We start from the raw sequence: 15,930 nt of genomic DNA on the forward strand, positions 1-15,930 counted from the left end.
CTGGTCCAGTGGCCGCCCGACGGGTCCGGGTTCAGGTTGATCGCGACGTTGCCGTACTCCTCCACGCACTTGACGAGCTCGGGGATGCAGGTGGCGATATCCACGCCCGGGCTTTGCGGCAGCATCGCGGCCGGAATGAAGTGGTCGGGGAACAGTTCGCTCACGCGGAAGCACAGCTCGTTGCAGATCGCCGCCCAGGTGCTGGAGACCTGGAAGTCGCCGATGTGATGCGCCATGAAGCTTGCGCGCGGACTGAAGAGGGTGAGGTCAAGGCCGCGCTCGCGCATGAGCTTCAACTGATTGCTTTCGATCGACTCGCGCAGCTCGTCGTCGCTGATGTGCAGGTCGGACACCTTCGGCATCTCGGACGGGCTTTTGATGCCTGCAATCTGACGGTTGCGCCATGTTTCCAGCGCCTTCGGCGCGGTGGTGTAGTGGCCGTGAATATCAATGATCATCGTCGCTCCCAAGTACTCGTTCGATTATCGGCGCGATGGGGCGAGTGCCATGCGCGCCGACTTCCCTAGTGTGCCGCCGTCGGCTGCGGCGCCGGCTCGCCGGTCCGCACGCGCTGGGCAAGCAGGATTGCAAAAGCGGCGAGCGTCGCGGGGACAGCCAGCATCGCGAGGATCGCGCCAAACTGCCATCCGAGCCCGAGCAGCGCCCCGCCGATAGCCGAGCCGAAGATGCTGCCGAAGCGGCCCATGCCGAGCATCCAGCTCACGCCGGTTGCGCGGGCCACTGTCGGATAGCGGCCCGGTGCAAAGGCATTCAACCCGGTCTGCGCGCCGCTCATGCAAAAGCCCGCGCAGAACACCAGCAGCGTCAGCGATGAAGACAGCGCGCCGATCCATCCCAGGGCGAGCACGCACAGCCCACCGCCGAGATAAGCCGCACTGATGACGGGTGCCGGCCGGACCTTGTCCATCGCCCAGCCGACGAGAATCGCGCCGATCGTTCCGCCGATCTGGAACATGGCCGTCACGTTGGCCGCCGAGGTGACCGTCAGCCCGGCGTCCTTCATCAAAGTGGGCAGCCAGCCGGTCAGCAGATAAATGACGAGCAGCCCCATGAAGTACGTGACCCAGAGCGCCGCGGTCATCAGGCCGTAGCCTTGCGAGAACAGCACGCCGATGGGCTTGCGCGTCGGCAATGGCGGTTCGTTGGAGACGAAGACCTCGTCGCCGGCGAAACGCGCACCGCACACGCGGCCGAGCACCGCGCCGATCCGCGCGGACGGTGCGCCACGCACCGCGAGCAGCCGCGCCGACTCCGGCAGCAGCCAGATTTGCAGCGGGATCAGTGCGAGCGGCAACGCGCCGCCGAAGATCAGCACCGAACGCCAGCCATGCTCGGGAATCAGCCAGCCGGCAGCAAAGCCGATCAGCGCCGAACCGAGGTTGAAGCCAGTGAACATGATCGTGATCATCAACGAACGCTTGCGCTGAGGCGCGTACTCCGAGAGCAGCGTCGTCGTGTTGGGCATCGCGGCGCCGAGGCCGATGCCGGTCATCAGCCGCAACACGGCCATCGCCGTCGGCGAGTGAGTGAACGCGGTTGCGATCGTGAACACACCGAAGAGGAACACCGACGTAATCAGCACCCACTTGCGCCCGATACGATCCGAAGCCGGACCGGCCGCGAGCGCGCCGATCACGAGACCAATCGGCGCCGCGCTCATCACCAGACCGAACGCGGGGCGCGAGATCGCCCAGTCGTGGATGATCGAGGGCGCCACGAACCCCATGATCGCCACGTCCATGCCGTCGGCGGTGACCACGAGGAAACACAGCGCCACCAGCAGCCACTGGTATGGCGCGATGGGCCGCTCGTCAATGAAGGCCTTGATATCGATCGATCTACCTCTGTTCATCCGTTTTCTCCTGTCTCCTGCTTCCGTGTTCTTGCGTGACCGCCGTCGTCGTTCCCGCCGCGCGAAGCGTCTGGCGAGCGTCGACCGCAGCGGCCGGCCGGTTGTCAGCGCTTGCCTTTTTCCGCACTGTCCCAGTTGAGCTTTCCGGCGCCCTTGCCCGCAACCGAATACAGCGCACCGGGCGCATTGCGCGTGCGCTGGAAGTCTTCCAGCGACTGCCCGCGCATGGCGGCGTAGATATGCAGGTTCGACACGCCCGTCACCGCGCCGAGCTTCTCGAGCATGAAGAAGATGACGCCGTAGTGCAGCAGGCCGCGCCAGTCGCGCCGGCGAATCAGGTCGCGTTCTTCGTCGGTCAGTCCGGCCGCCTCGAAGCTCGCCTCGGGATCGGCCATGAAGGCTTCCCGATGCGCCGGCTCGACCATGCGGTGCAGGTAGTCGTTGATCCGATAGGCCCGCACGGCGAGTTCGATCGAGAAGGGATACGTGCCGTCGAGCTTCTCGACATCCGTCAGTTGAACCGCCATCCGCTGCCGGTGACGCTCGACGATCGAAGGCTTCGTCTCAGCCTCTTCGCCTTCGTAGATGGCGGTCGCGATGCCTGCCATCGACGGCAGGTAGTAGCTGCGGTGCTTGCACACGACGTGGTTCGACAGCGCGCCGCGCATCGTGAGCCACATCACGACTTCCGCGCCTTCGTAGCCGCCCAGTTCCGCGTATTCGGCGATCGTCATGTCGGCGAGTTGCTCGGGATCGCGCTCGAAGAGATCGAGAAAACGGTGATCCCATTCCGTGTTGTTGAAGCCGGCGCGCTCGCCATGCACCTGATGCGACAGGCCGCCGGTCGCGAGGATCGCGACCTTGAGGTCCTCCGGATAGCTTTCGATTGCGCGCCTCAGTGCCTGGCCGAGCTTGTAGAAGCGTCGCGCACTCGGGACCGGCAATTGCAGCACGCCCATTTGCAGCGGCACGAGTTTGACGGGCCACTCCGGCTTGTGCGGGCACAGCATCGACAACGGCGAAAAGCAGCCGTGGTCGAGCGCCTTGTTCTGGAAGAAGGACATGTCGAACTCATCGGTCATCAACGACGTGCCGATGTGCGCGGCCAGTGCCGGATGCCCCTTGATCGGCGGCAGATCGCGGGCGCCACCGCCCTCGTCCGCGACGTGCCACTCCGGCCCGACCCCCAGCGTGAACGCCGAATAGTGGTCGAAGAAGAACGAGGTGACGTGATCGTTGTAGATCGTCAGGATCACGTCCGGCTTCTTCTCGGCGAGCCAGTCGGCCACCGGGGCGAAGTTCTCGAAGATGGGTGCCCAGACGGGGTCGTCGCGCTTGTTCTTGTCGAACGCAAAGCCGATGGTGGGCGTGTGCGAGGCGGCGATGCCTCCGATGATCCGTGCCATGCCTGTACTCCTTCAAAGATTTTTTGATCCGCGACACAAGCGTCTTGCGCCTGACGGGTGCAGCGGCGCTGCGTTTCCCATGACGTGAGAGCCTCGCAATCCGCGCGCCGCGCTGGCTCTGCGCCGAAGCCGTTCACTCCGCCTGAAAGACGTCCGCGCGGAAACCAGGATTGTCTTACCGGATGGCTGGATAGGCCCTCATGAAGCGCCATCCAAAGCCATCTGAATTGTTTATCGGGCGTACATACGGGGCGTGGCCGGCGCCAGCATTTTCTTCACGATCAGGACAAGCGGAACCGTGAAGCAGAAATGAGACATGAACCCGCCGATGATCACGATCGGGTCGTAGTAGTTCGGGTGATTCGTGGAGGCGATCATGATCGCCACGTGCATCACGATCCACGCGAACATCGCGTAGAACAGGGCCACGAAGGTCGCTTCGTAGCCGCGCCGGCGGAAGGAAGGCCAGATCATGGCGAACAGGACACCCCAGCCGATCGCGAAGACAAAGTGGATGCCGGTGCCGATCACATACGCCCACACCCCGATCGATTCCTGGAAAGCCTTGCCGAAAACCAGCCCTGTGGCATTGCGCGGGATGCCGGCGAGGGGCATCAGATGTTGTGCGCCGACCCAGATGAGGGCTTCGTAGATCCAGATGATCATGGCTCCCGCCAGGCCACCGGCGACGCCGGCGCGAACGATCGCGTGAAGGTTTGGCCTGGTCGATTCCGTCGACGTCACGCCGTGGTTGAACTTGCTGCCGCTCGTGCTGAGATTGCTGCCCATTGATCCGCTCCTTGAGTTACCTGTCCGTCGCATGGGACAGAAGGTATTCAAGGGAGCATGTGAGACAAAGGGAGGGTTAACCAGATGGGATAGCGGAAATGTTCGCGTTTTCGCTATTTTCGAGTATCGGACGGGACGATCTGAATTCGCTTGAGGGCCCGCTGGATAAGGCTGAATCGCGGTATCGTCAGCGTGTCAGGAGTGGCCTTGGAGAGCGCACCGATAGAATGACCGATAAATGAATCAGATAGGGCAAGTGAGAAGTCGCAAGAGGGGTCGCTGGCGCATCGGGTTCGGGCTTCAAACGGTCTCAACGTCGCCACTGTCCTCCGCCCCACTCCCGCCGTCGGAGCCTCGCGCAGGCCGCCTCACGGCTCTCACCTTCCCACTGTTTCCGCCTCCGCAGTAAAACCGGTCGCCGCCATCGGACTCCAGCCCCGACACGCCGACTCCCGCCGGCATATCGATCTGCTCCAGCACCTCTCCCGTCCGCGGATCGACCCGCCGCAAATCGCTGGCGTCATCCTCCCAGGTGCCGTGCCAGAGTTCACCGTCGACCCACGTGACCCCGGTCACAAACCGGCTCGACTCGACCGTGCGCAGAATCGCCCCGGTCCCCGGATCGACCTGATGAATCTTCCGGTCCCGATAGTGCCCGACCCAAAGCGTTCCTTCGGCCCACGTAAGCCCCGAGACGCCGCCACCTGGCGCGGGTATCGTCGCGAGCACGCGACCGCTTGTCGGATCGATCTTCTGGATGCGATCCCCGGCGATCTGAAACAGGTGCTGGCCGTCGAAGGCCGTGCCCGCATCCGCGGCGACATCGATCGAGCGCAGCGTCTTTCCGCTTGCCGGATCGAGGGCGTTCAGCTTGTCTCCGGAAGCGAACCACACAACCTCGCCGTCATAGGTGACGCCAGCCACGTGGTCGACGCCCGGAAAGGGTCCATATTCACTGACGATTTCGGCCGCTGATCGATTCATGGTTCCATCCTGGTCGCTCGTAGCGCAATCCTAGTCCTCCCGCAGTGGCGCGGGGAGTAACAAGGTCGTCGTGAATCCCGGCACGGGCGCGGTCATCCAGCGGCGGGCGCGCCCGCGGCCAAACGACTGCGCCCGGCCGGCCCCCGCAAGCGAATCGAGTGCGCGCTGCACGGTGCGCTGGCTGGCGCCGAGCGCAAGCGCCAGGGCCGAACTGGACCACGATTCGCCGTCGTCGAGAATGGCGAGCACTGCCGCATGTTCCTCGTCGACAGGCCGCGCCAGCACGACCACCTCGCGTGCATCGTGCGGCACGAGCGCAAAACCACGCTTGGTCGCGCTCACGCCGGCCACCGGCTTGAGCATCGTGCGCAGCCGGCCGATTTCGACACGCAAGCGCGCGCGATGCGATTCGTCGGCGTGCTTCGCCCGGAAGGCGCGTGCGACGAGCGTGTTCCTCGGCACGTCCGATGGCCACGCTTCACCCAGCGCGCGAGCAAGCGCGAACAGAACCGGGCGCGTCGCGAGCGATACCGCCGTGCGCGCGTCACGCACGACATGACGGCACGCGTCGACGACGAACGCCTTCGACTCCAGCAACGTTTCGACCTCGTCGAGCAGCAAAAGACGCTCCTCGCCTCGCGCAATCAGGCGCGCCGCGGGCATGTCCAAAACGACGGATGCGTTTTCGACTTCCGCCATCAGTGCGGGGATGCCGGCATGGCGCGCGGCGCGTCCGGCCCGCGTGAGCGCGGCACGCGCCGGTTGCGCGCGCAGGCGTCGTATCGCGATCCCCGCGACGACCAGTTCATGGGCCGCCCTCGACGCTGGCGGGAAAGGTGCGGGGTCGAGTTCGGCGAGCGCACGCTCGGCCTCGTCGATCCGACCGATCAGCAGCAGGCGCCGGATCTCCAGATGCCGGGCATGGGCGGCATTCATCCGGTCGCCGTGCGCTTCGAGCGTCGCCCGCGCGGCGGCGAGCGCCGTCGCAGGCCAGCCGAGGTCGCGCGAGACGAGCGCGATCTCGGCCTCAGCGACCACACATCGCGCGCGCGCCACGGCCTCTTTCGGACCAAAGGCGCGTGCCGCACTGCGCACGAGCGCCTTCGCTCTAACGAGATCACCCAGTTGCGCCATCGCGATGCCGCGAAGCGCGAGTGCAGGCGCGTCGTCGCGCAAGGCGACATGGTTGAGCGCGCCGAGCGGGTCTCCCGCAGCGAGCGCGAGCGCTGCAGCCGTGATCAGCGAGTCCATGGCCGAATCGAATCCCGCCACACTTGTCACTCCCAGCATCCGATGTCCGGTCCTAATCTATCACGACGTTGCATCGGAACAGGAACGAGCGGCGCAGGAGCCTGACGGAGACAAGCATGACGAATACGACCAGCACTGAGCCACACCGCGGATGTCATTGGCGCAACCAGGAGACGGGAGGATCCGCAAGCATGGCTTCCGGACGGGCTTCCCGGCGGGTCTTCCTCGGCGTCTCGGTGGTGCTCTTCACCGGCGCCGTGGCGCTGACGATCGTCTGGTGCGCGTCCATGCAGGCGATGGGCGAGATGCCGATGCCCGGCGGCTGGACCATGTCGATGATGTGGATACGGATGTGCGGACCGACCTGGTTCCGCGCCTGGGCGTCGTTTGTCGGCATGTGGGTCGTGATGATGGTGGCGATGATGATGCCTTCGCTCGTGCCGATGCTGTGGCGTTATCGGCAGGCTGTCGGCGGGACGGGCGAGGCTCGCTTGAGCCGGCTGACCGCAGTGGTGGGCATCGCGTACTTCGCCGTGTGGACCGTGCCTGGAATGGCCGCGTATCCGCTGGGCGTCGCGCTGGCAACGGCCGAGATGCAGTGGCCGGCGTTCGCGCGCGCCATTCCGATCGCAGCGGGTATCGTTGTCCTGATCGGCGGCGCGCTCCAGTTCACAGCGTGGAAGGCGCAACATCTCGCGTGCTGCCGGCAGTCACCGGAGCGCGGCCGCGCGCTGCGGGCGGACGCCGTCACCGCGTGGCGACACGGCCTTCGTCTCGGCGTTCACTGCGGCTACTGCTGCGCGGGGCTGACGGCGGCCTTTCTCGTCACCGGGGTCATGGACCTGCGCGCGATGGCTGCGGTAACGGCGGCTATCGCGTTCGAACGTCTCGCACCGGATGGTGGGCGCATCGCGCGAGTCATCGGAGCCGTCGTCGTTGGCGTGGGGCTGCTCTTGATCGCGCGAGCGGTCGGGCCAGGCTGACGCATCCGGCGACGCGTTCGCGACGTCCCTCGCGCGATGGGTCTTCGCCAAAAAACCAAGCCATTGGCCTGTTACGCCTGTACCCCTTCCCCGCCAGCAATCTCAATCCGCATAGTCGTACTTGCCGCCTCGCTCGAGCGCGCGCTGGTACGCGGGTCGCGCATGAATGCGCTCCAGAAACGCGCGGACATGCGGCAGTTCCTTCGCGCCGGCCCGCTTGCTCGCAGCTTCGAGCGGAAAGCTCATCTGCACGTCCGCGGCGGTGAACTGGTCGCCCACGAACCACTCCGACTTCGAAAGCTCGCGCTCGATGTAGCCGAAATGCAGCTTGAGCTGCGGATCGATGAAGCTGCTTTGCATCGTCGCAGCGATGCGGCGCGCGACCGGCCTCACGAAGAACGGCATCCGCGCACTTCCGATGCGCCGCGCGACGAGCTTGAGCAACAGCGGCGGCATCGCCGAGCCTTCCGCGTAGTGCATCCAGTAGCTGTAGCGCACGCGCTCGGGCGAGACGCCATGCGGTGGCGAGAAGCGTCCCTGTCCGTAGCGCTCGACGAGATACTCGATGATCGCGCCGGATTCGGCGATCGTCATGCCGTCGTCGGTAATGACGGGCGACTTGCCGAGCGGATGCACGGCGCGCAGTTCGGCGGGCGCGAGCATCGTGTTCGGGTCGCGCTGATAGCGCTTCAATTCATAGTCGACGCCGAGTTCTTCCAGCATCCAGAGCACACGTTGCGAGCGGGAATTGTTGAGATGGTGGACAGTGAGCATGGCGGATGAGTTTTTGTCGCCTGAAAGTGCGCCGGGAAAGGGGTGGGAATCATTGCGCGAAATGTTTCCTGACATCCGGGAAGGAACACACGCACGCTATTTATACATGTATATCGAGGCGCGGCTATGGGGTTGGTCGAGAAAAATGGGGAAGTCAACGCCTGTCGAAAGCGCGAGTGCGCTTGCGTCGTTAATCTAAAGTCGTTATTGCGACGGCACTGACAAAGGTTGGCGTGGGGCCGCGGTCCCTGTTTTCCTGGACGTCAAAGCAGGTCCAGCGCGCCTCGACGGCGGCCGGGGGACCGCGGCCCACATCAGGAATATCTGCCAGGCGCACAAAAGACAAACGGCTGAGGCTTCCCACCCAATGAAGACGGGGAAGCCTCAGCCGCAAATTGCGCGATTTTCGAAAATGGGGCGCCCTAGCGCCCGATATTACAGACCACCTGCCGTGCCCGCACGCGACGTTTCGTCAGCCGCGCCGCCGTATCCCGAAACAGCGGCCTGGTTGGCGTTCTGGGCCGCGACTTTCGCTTGAGCGGCCTGGATGTTCTCGGGGTAGTGAATCCAGTCGTGCGGGTCGTAGCCGGCTTTTTCGAGCTGCGCCAGTTCGGCGCGCACCTGCGCCCGGCTTACCGACTGACTCGACTGTGCAAACGATGCAACCGGCGCTGCGATAAGGGCAGCAATCAGGATCGCCCTGGTGAACGACTTCATGATGTACCTCAACAATTTTAGTTAGTGGCGCGACAAGAGGACTTACCTGTCACGGTTAACCTAGCGTAAAGGGTAAACGCCACCAGGGTAAGTACTAGTTTCGCCAACTCTCCGTTGCTGTGGCGTCAACAATCAAAGTGGGCTTGTTCACGCAGCACCACCGCTCCCTCAAGGTTCTTGACACATATCGCTCTTGTACATATCATTCGATATAAATCGATTGTACATAAAATGATGTCGCGAGGACTGAGTTGCCTCCGGCGCACCACGTACTACCCCTATATCAACGCGCAGCAATCACGCCAACCGAAACCGGGTTCGGCGAACGGCTATCGAGTTAGCACACCGATTTTCAAAACCGATCTGATAGAGACTCTTAAAACAGGACACGCGCCATGGATACGGCTACAACGGAGAACTGGGACCGCGAGGTTGACGTCATCGTCATGGGGGCGGGCGCGGCGGGCATGGCGGCAGCTATCGTGGCAAAGAATGAGGGACTTGTGCCGATCGTTCTTGAGAAGACTGACCAGGTCGGCGGCACTTCCGCGTGGTCGGTCGGAATGATGTGGTTTGTTGACAGCGGCCCGATGCAGGCCGCTGGCTTCAAGGATTCATTCGACAAGGCGCGGAAATACTTCGCGGCGACGGTCGGAAACAGTGTCGAGCGCTCATTGCAGGAAGCCTATATTTCCCAAGGCCGCGTCGCGCTCGACTATCTGTTGCAGCACTCCGAACTCGAGGTCATGGCAGTCGAATATCCGGACTATAGCCCTGAACTGGAGGGCGGGATGTTTGGCCGAGCTCATGCGCCTCTGGAATTCGACGGTCGAAAACTAGGCCCGCACTTCAAGGATTTGCGCGCTCCGCTTCCTGCCTTCGCGCCATTCGGCGGGATGATGCTCGATCTCGTCGACCTGCTTCACTTCCTTTCCTTTACGCGCTCAGCACGATCGTTTTTCCACGTGCTAAAGCGCTTTTCGCGCTATGGCGTGGATCGGCTGAACCATCATCGAGGTACGCGGCTCGTCGGTGGAAATGCACTTATTGGCCGTCTGTACAAGACAATACTGGATCAGAAAATCGACGTCTGGTTCCGCGCGTCCGCTACCAGATTGATCATGGATGATGGCAAAGTCGCGGGTGCGGAAGTGGTCAGGGACGGTCGGACCATCCGCGTTCGCTCTCGCCGGGGCGTAGTCATTGCAACCGGTGGCTACCCCGGCAACGAGGTCATGCGCCAGGAGCACTCCCGCAAACCAACGGTAGAACTCGGACTCGGCCTCCCGAGCAACGTCGGCGAAGGCATCCACCTCGGTCAATCGGCTGGCGGTCGCCTTGACCACAATTCACAGGACACGGGATTCTATGTCCCCATGTCGGTATGGTCGAACAAGGCGGGCGCAATGGAACCGTGGGGCCACTTCATGCTCGACCGCCCCAAACCCGGCTTCATTGCGATAGGCAAGGACGGAAAGCGGTTCACGAACGAGGCTGCGTCGTACCACGCCTTCACCCTTGGCATGTTCGACGCAGGCGCGATCCCTGCGTACCTCGTCGCAGACGCCGCGACGGTAAAGAAGTACGGGATCGGGGTCATACTTCCCGGCAGCTTTTCATTGCGCCGCTATGAAAAGGCCGGCTACCTGTTCAGTGGTCGCACGCTCGTAGAACTTGCCAGCAAAATCGGCGTCGACCCGAACGGCATGAAACGCAGTGTCGAGCGCAACAACCGGTTCGCGAAAACCGGTATCGACGAGGACTTCGGGAAGGGATCGTCTGCGTACAACATCTACAAGGGCGACCCGACGCACTCGCCTAATCCTTGTCTTGGGCCAATCGAGAATGGTCCCTTCTACGCGGTCAAGCTGATGCCGGGCGACTTCGGAACGAGCCGTGGACTCGTGACCGGATCGCATGGAGAAGTTCTCGACGACCATAATCAACCGATTCCAGGCCTGTACGCCTGCGGCAACGACATGAACTCGCCGGTAGGGGGTCATTACATTGGCGCCGGCATTACGCTCGGACCAGCATTGACGTTCGGATACCTCGCCGCGATGGCACTCGCCACGAGTGGTCAAGGCGAAGGCGCGGGGAAATCGGAAGACGCTTCATCTCCTATGCAAAGCGTCAGACTGGCCTGATGTGGCTTGCCACAAGCGCGCCTCGGCATGGTGGACCGTCCGCCTGATCCAGGTCGCGGCGGCGATTCATCGTTGATCTGACCTTGAGAAGGCGATAGTCGAGCTTGCAGGGAGAGTCGTCGAGTGTGCCATCGCAGGCACACTTACAGACGCGGAACAAGCTGCGGGCAATGAGTTCTGCCTGCGGACACTGGCGTTGATGGAAGAATGGAAGAACTGGAACTTGAAGAACCCGACAATGCGTCGTCGAAGACTCGGGTCAATGGCGCGCGGCGCTCGCCCCGTGGTCGCTGACTTAGCGGCCCATGCGTTGCCGATGCTTCCTGCAACAAGCATTACCCGATACGACCACCGCGTCGAAGCTGTGCTCCTATTTCCACGATTCTTTTTTCTCCGGCACGCAGAGCCTCTTCCGAGGTGTGCACGGAGTAGTAACCCAGCACCAGATCGTGCGGGTGCGGGATCGCGGAACCGAGGACAAACTCTGTCTCTTCCAGGGCGACGAAATCCAGAACGTCCTCCGATTCGCTGAATACGACAAGCTCGGCGCAAATCCGGTGGTCAGCGACATGAAGTGCGCCGCGCTGAATGCCAAGCCACGCGACAACATGGCCGGCTGGCGGCGTATACCGCCAACGCTCGCCCGCCGCAAGCCGTACGTGCAGGTAGTTGATACCTGAAGGCGCCGACACCGGGCTCTGGAGATTCTCGTAATCGCCCAAAATGATTCTGGCTGGGCCGGCCTTGGGAATCACGCGGGCGGACAGATACTGGCTGTTGGGTTCGCCCAGTTCCAGCTCAGCGGGCAACGCCGTCCATAACTGATAGCCGCGCACTCGCGTGTGGTTCTGCGGGTTGCCGTCATGCCACACCCCGCCCCCTGCGCTCATCCACTCGACGCTTCCCGTTGACAAGACGCCGGATGCGCCGGTCGTGTCTTCATAGCCAACTTCGCCTTCCAGCAGGATCGTGGTCGTCGCGATACCGGAATGCGGATGCATTGAAAATCGCGTTTCGGAATCGGGCGAAACGTCGAAATAGTCGAGAAAGACGAAGGGCTTGAGCAGTCCGCCAAGGTCTCCCGGACTGAACAAGCGATTAACCGGGCCATGCTGCCTGCCAGGTGTGCGGGCGACGATCGTTCGCGCGGCGCGAAGTGGACTCAAGAAGCGGTCCTCGCCAGTCGCGACGAGCGATTCCACGTTGTAGCATTCCGAAGGGGGTGATTCGATCGTATTGTCAGACATGATGTTTCCGCGTTCTCGAGATTTGATGACTTGGAGAAGCCAGGTGGACTGCGAAAATGGAACTTAGCCGGTGTCCACCATCACAAGCTCAGAGTCTTCGAATGCACTTATTCGAGCAGTCGCCACCTTCGTGATCGCGACGCCGTCCAGTGGCCCCATTGATTCGACGTTGACTTCGATTCGTCCCGAAGCGACCACAAGGTAGGCTTGTCGCGATCGGCCCAACTCGTGCTGAATGCGCTCTCCCGACTTCAGAGTTGCTCCAAGCAGGCGGGCATTGGCATGGATGGGAAGTGCCCCTTCGTCAGTGTCGAATCCGCTGGCAAGCACCACGAAGCGCCCGGAGCGATCGCCCTTGGGAAACGGTTTTGTATCCCAGCGCGGCTCGCCACCGAAGATGCGAGGCAACAACCATATTTGATAGATCTTGAGCGGGACATCGCCCCTGTTGAACTCCATGTGGCGTATGCCCGCACCGGCGCTCATCACCTGAACATCGCCCGCGTGAATCGTTCCTTCAGATCCCAGCGTATCCCGGTGCCCCAACACACCTTGACGGACGTAAGTGACAATTTCCATGTCGCGGTGTCCGTGCATCGGGAAGCCGCTGCCGACAGCGATCTGATCGTCGTTCCAGACGATCAGTGGGCCCAATGCTTCATGTGAAGGATCGTCCTTAGCGCTGACCGCAAAATGATGCTTTGCGGTCAGCCAACCCAGATCAGCACGGCCAAGTGAGTCCCAACGCCGATGTACAAGCATCTCCGCTTCCCTTTGCTTCCGCCATAAACGAGGTGTTCCAAAACCGGGCGGCTCTGGATCAATAGCGATCCGAGCCGCACAAGCATGCTATAGCCGTAATGAACACGCGCATATATCCCGCGCCGCAAAGCATCATTGCGGCTGGCAGAACGATCAGAGTTGAGTGCAGGGTGTCAATGAATCAAATCGACGTGCTGTTTCCATGGCCGGCACGCTTGCCCCACTCCACGATGGCATCTCTTCCGATTTGGTTTGAAAGTGCGACGCGCCGCCAGACTCCAACACTTAAGCCGGAACTCGCGGGCTGATCAATCGTGTCAATGGAGCGCGACGCTGACGAAGCGCTCGCAGCCGTTCGCGAGTGACGCTTGCGCCCTAGCGCGAACTGGCGTTCAGTTCCTTCTCGAACCAGTGGTCCGCATAAGGCTCCGCGCTGAAGGGTGCCACTTCTGCGTACCCAGCTTGCCGATAGAGCCGAACTGCTTCACTCAGCGCCTGATTCGTTTCCAGGCGGATGACGCTTACTCCAGCCTGTCGCGCATGCTGCTCTGCCTCCACCAGCAGGCGCCGGCCGACGCCCATTCCGCGAGCCGACACGCTCACCCACATTCTCTTCAACTCAGCCGGCAGCTTTTCGTGAAACTTTAGCGCGACGCATCCTATCGCCTCGCCATGAAGTCTTCCGACGATGAATGCTCCATTTGGAGCAGTCATCTCCCGCGCATCTGCAGGTACGCTGATCGACGGATCGAAACCCGACTCAAAGCGTTTGCCCAACTCCGCGAAGTACTGTTCGATGCACCAGCGCGCGTCATCGCTCGCCGGATCTTCTATCGCATACCGTACGAACGATGGCTGCAGCAGACGTTCCACCTCGGTCATCGCCGTGACCAGTTGCTCCCGCTGACGCTGGCTCAAAGGCTCCAAGATCTCAAGCGCGAGCCCGTCAGAAAGACGTTCCAACTCAGTGCGTTCATCCAGGCCAGCTTTGGTAAGGTGCACGCGACGCACCCTGCGATCGTCGGGACGAGACTCGATATTCGCCAGCCCCTGACGCTCGAGGGAGGCAAGCGTACGGCTCAGATAGCCCGAGTCGAGATTCAGGCGTGCGCGAAGCGTCCGAAGATCTACGCCCTCTGTTCCAACCTCCCAAAGAATGCGGGATTCGCTCATTGGGCGTCCCCGCCCGAGAAAGCGATCGTTGAGCGCGCCGATGCGCTCGGCAACGGTGCGGTTGAATCTACGAATCTGATCGATGTCGGACGGGTTCATGTCTCTGACAATAGTCAGAGAATGACGATTGGTCAACCCCGACTTCACTATTCCCCGCTTGATTGTGGCGTCGGCGCTTGGGGCGTTCTCTCAGCAAGGCCATGTCGTCCTGGCCTCGTGGGCGACGCCCAACTCTGGCTGCCGTCTGTCGTCTCATTCGCAAAACACGCTTCCTGATAGAAGAGAGAAGACCGCAGCGGGTGTAAGGTAGCCCGCGAAGCACACGGCCACGATCGAAAGTCCAATGAGCGCGGCCACGGTTGCCACTAGAACGCGCCGCAGCGGCCTCGGCGTGCTCATCAAGGCTCTCATGCCTCTCATGCCCGCTGCGCAAGCGTTCCGCTGAGGCGCTCGACGCGTTCGTCATTGATCGGCAAGTGCAGGAGGCCCGCGATGACGCCGAGCGCGATGGCGCCGTACCAAAGCAGGTCGTAGGCATGGGTCGCGTCGTACACGATGCCACCGAGCCAGACGCCGAGAAAGCTCCCCAGTTGATGCCCGAAGAACACGAAGCCGAACAGCGTCGCGATATAGCGCACACCGAAGACCTGTGATACGAGACCGTTCGTCAGCGGCACCGTGCCGAGCCAGATCAGGCCCATCAGGAACGAGAATGCGCAGACGCTCGCTGGCGTGAGCGGCGCGAGAACGAAAGCCGCCATCGCCGCGGACCGGATGAAGTAGATCGCTGAGAGCACGTACTTTCGGCGCATGAAGTCGCCTGCGTATCCGCACGCATAGGTGCCGATCACGTTGGCGAGCGCGATCAGCGCGAGCGCCGTGCTCGCATCCCGTGGGCTCAAGCCTTTGTCCAGCAGATAGGCGGGCATGTGCGAGGCAATGAACGCGAGCTGGAAGCCGCAGGCGAAAAAGCCGAAGTTCAACAGCCAGAATCCCCGATGCGAGAGCGCTTCGCGAATCGCCGCGCCCATCGACTGTACGGTTGCCTCGCCGGGGACATGGCTCACGGGGCGATCGCGCAACAAGGCCGAGAGCGGCGCAAGCAGGACCATCACCGAGGCAAGCACCACGAGCGTCGAGACCCAGCCGAGACCGTCTATCAGGCTTTGCACGATCGGCACGGTGCAGAACTGACCAAGTCCGCCTATCGCGCCCGCGACGCCGAGCGCCCAACTGCGATGCTCGGCGGGAAAGAGCCGGGAGAGCGCGCCGTACACAGCGCCGAATGCGGAACCCGAGAGTCCGACGCCCACTAGCACGCCCGTGCCGAGGGTATAGACGCCGGGCGTGCCCGCAAAGGCCATGACGAGGAGACCGAGCGCATAGACGAGCATGCCGGCGAGCATGACCCGTGCGGAACCGAAGCGGTCGGCGATCATCCCCGTGAACGGCTGCGCCACGCCCCAGAGCAGATTTTGCAGCGCGAGTGCAAGACCGAACGTCTCGCGCGACCAGCCATGGTCGATCGTGACCGGTGTCAGGAAGAGCCCCTGCACGTGCCGCACGCCCAACGCGGCGCCCATAAGAAGCCCGCCTGCAATCACCGGTTGCCAGCGCTTGCGCCAGATGTCCTGTTGTCCGCTCACTTCGCTCCTCCGCGTAGTGTGGGTGGTGCGCCTGCCGCTCGTTGCGCCCTCGCTGCACGTGCCGCGCGCGGTGCCGCTCCATGTGACGTTTGCGGATGCCGCGCGCCTGCACACCATGCTGGCCATTAAATGCCAGCGCCCGGCGCGCTTCAATCAATACTTTGGACGCGTTCGCATG

Annotated in this window: 14 protein-coding genes; 2 read left to right on the forward strand and 12 right to left on the reverse strand. The window is 62.6% G+C overall.

The genetic code is table 11. The features are described from left to right. From AWB68_RS16585 to AWB68_RS16610, 6 genes are all read right to left on the reverse strand, one after another. On the reverse strand, positions 1 to 458 hold a 458-nt coding region (locus tag AWB68_RS16585; RefSeq protein WP_160110025.1), incomplete at its 3' end, for an amidohydrolase family protein. 65 nt (positions 459 to 523) lie between these two features. Continuing rightward, positions 524 to 1,873: an MFS transporter gene (locus tag AWB68_RS16590; protein ID WP_087645442.1), complete on the reverse strand. Its 1,350-nt coding sequence runs from the start codon at positions 1,871 to 1,873 to the stop codon at positions 524 to 526. A gap of 104 nt (positions 1,874 to 1,977) precedes the next feature. Further along, positions 1,978 to 3,279, reverse strand: coding sequence for a gallate dioxygenase (locus AWB68_RS16595; RefSeq protein ID WP_087645443.1), 1,302 nt, complete (start codon positions 3,277 to 3,279; stop codon positions 1,978 to 1,980). 231 nt (positions 3,280 to 3,510) lie between these two features. Then, positions 3,511 to 4,068 (reverse strand): hypothetical protein, encoded by a 558-nt coding sequence (locus AWB68_RS16600; protein ID WP_125482953.1) that lies wholly within the window; start codon positions 4,066 to 4,068, stop codon positions 3,511 to 3,513. Between the two features lie 300 nt (positions 4,069 to 4,368). Next, positions 4,369 to 5,052, reverse strand: a complete 684-nt coding sequence (locus AWB68_RS16605) for a Vgb family protein (RefSeq protein ID WP_087645444.1) — start codon at positions 5,050 to 5,052, stop codon at positions 4,369 to 4,371. Between the two features lie 30 nt (positions 5,053 to 5,082). Continuing rightward, entirely contained in the window at positions 5,083 to 6,303 is a 1,221-nt protein-coding gene (locus tag AWB68_RS16610) for a helix-turn-helix domain-containing protein (RefSeq protein WP_087645445.1), read from the reverse strand. Between the two features lie 191 nt (positions 6,304 to 6,494). Here AWB68_RS16610 and AWB68_RS16615 point away from each other — a divergent pair, with 191 nt between their 5' ends. Next, positions 6,495 to 7,286 (forward strand): DUF2182 domain-containing protein, encoded by a 792-nt coding sequence (locus tag AWB68_RS16615; RefSeq protein WP_087645446.1) that lies wholly within the window; start codon positions 6,495 to 6,497, stop codon positions 7,284 to 7,286. A gap of 102 nt (positions 7,287 to 7,388) precedes the next feature. On the opposite strand, the gene AWB68_RS16620 is transcribed toward AWB68_RS16615, so the two are convergent. Both AWB68_RS16620 and AWB68_RS16625 read right to left on the reverse strand, forming a co-directional pair. Beyond that, positions 7,389 to 8,060 (reverse strand): glutathione S-transferase family protein, encoded by a 672-nt coding sequence (locus AWB68_RS16620; protein WP_087645447.1) that lies wholly within the window; start codon positions 8,058 to 8,060, stop codon positions 7,389 to 7,391. Between the two features lie 435 nt (positions 8,061 to 8,495). Continuing rightward, a complete protein-coding gene (locus AWB68_RS16625) occupies positions 8,496 to 8,777 on the reverse strand; it encodes a DUF4148 domain-containing protein (RefSeq protein ID WP_087645448.1) in 282 nt (93 codons plus the stop codon). Positions 8,778 to 9,172: 395 nt separating this feature from the next. On the opposite strand from AWB68_RS16625, the gene AWB68_RS16630 reads away from it, so the two are divergent. Then, positions 9,173 to 10,924 (forward strand): FAD-binding protein, encoded by a 1,752-nt coding sequence (locus AWB68_RS16630; protein ID WP_087645449.1) that lies wholly within the window; start codon positions 9,173 to 9,175, stop codon positions 10,922 to 10,924. A 335-nt stretch (positions 10,925 to 11,259) separates the two neighbouring features. On the opposite strand, the gene AWB68_RS16635 is transcribed toward AWB68_RS16630, so the two are convergent. From AWB68_RS16635 to AWB68_RS16650, 4 genes are all read right to left on the reverse strand, one after another. Further along, positions 11,260 to 12,171 (reverse strand): pirin family protein, encoded by a 912-nt coding sequence (locus tag AWB68_RS16635; protein WP_087645450.1) that lies wholly within the window; start codon positions 12,169 to 12,171, stop codon positions 11,260 to 11,262. A gap of 63 nt (positions 12,172 to 12,234) precedes the next feature. Beyond that, on the reverse strand, positions 12,235 to 12,933 hold the full coding sequence (locus tag AWB68_RS16640; protein ID WP_087645451.1) for a pirin family protein: 699 nt from the start codon (positions 12,931 to 12,933) through the stop codon (positions 12,235 to 12,237). Positions 12,934 to 13,308: 375 nt separating this feature from the next. Further along, the gene (locus AWB68_RS16645) at positions 13,309 to 14,205 is read right to left on the reverse strand and encodes a helix-turn-helix domain-containing GNAT family N-acetyltransferase (RefSeq protein ID WP_087645452.1); all 897 of its coding nucleotides are present in this window, start codon (positions 14,203 to 14,205) and stop codon (positions 13,309 to 13,311) included. 317 nt (positions 14,206 to 14,522) lie between these two features. Then, positions 14,523 to 15,869 carry an MFS transporter gene (locus AWB68_RS16650; RefSeq protein ID WP_374729579.1) on the reverse strand — a complete coding sequence of 449 codons (1,347 nt, stop codon included), beginning with the start codon at positions 15,867 to 15,869 and terminating at the stop codon, positions 14,523 to 14,525. Between the last annotated feature and the right edge of the window lie 61 nt (positions 15,870 to 15,930).

Source organism: Caballeronia choica, assembly GCF_001544535.1.
GTDB lineage: Bacteria > Pseudomonadota > Gammaproteobacteria > Burkholderiales > Burkholderiaceae > Caballeronia > Caballeronia choica.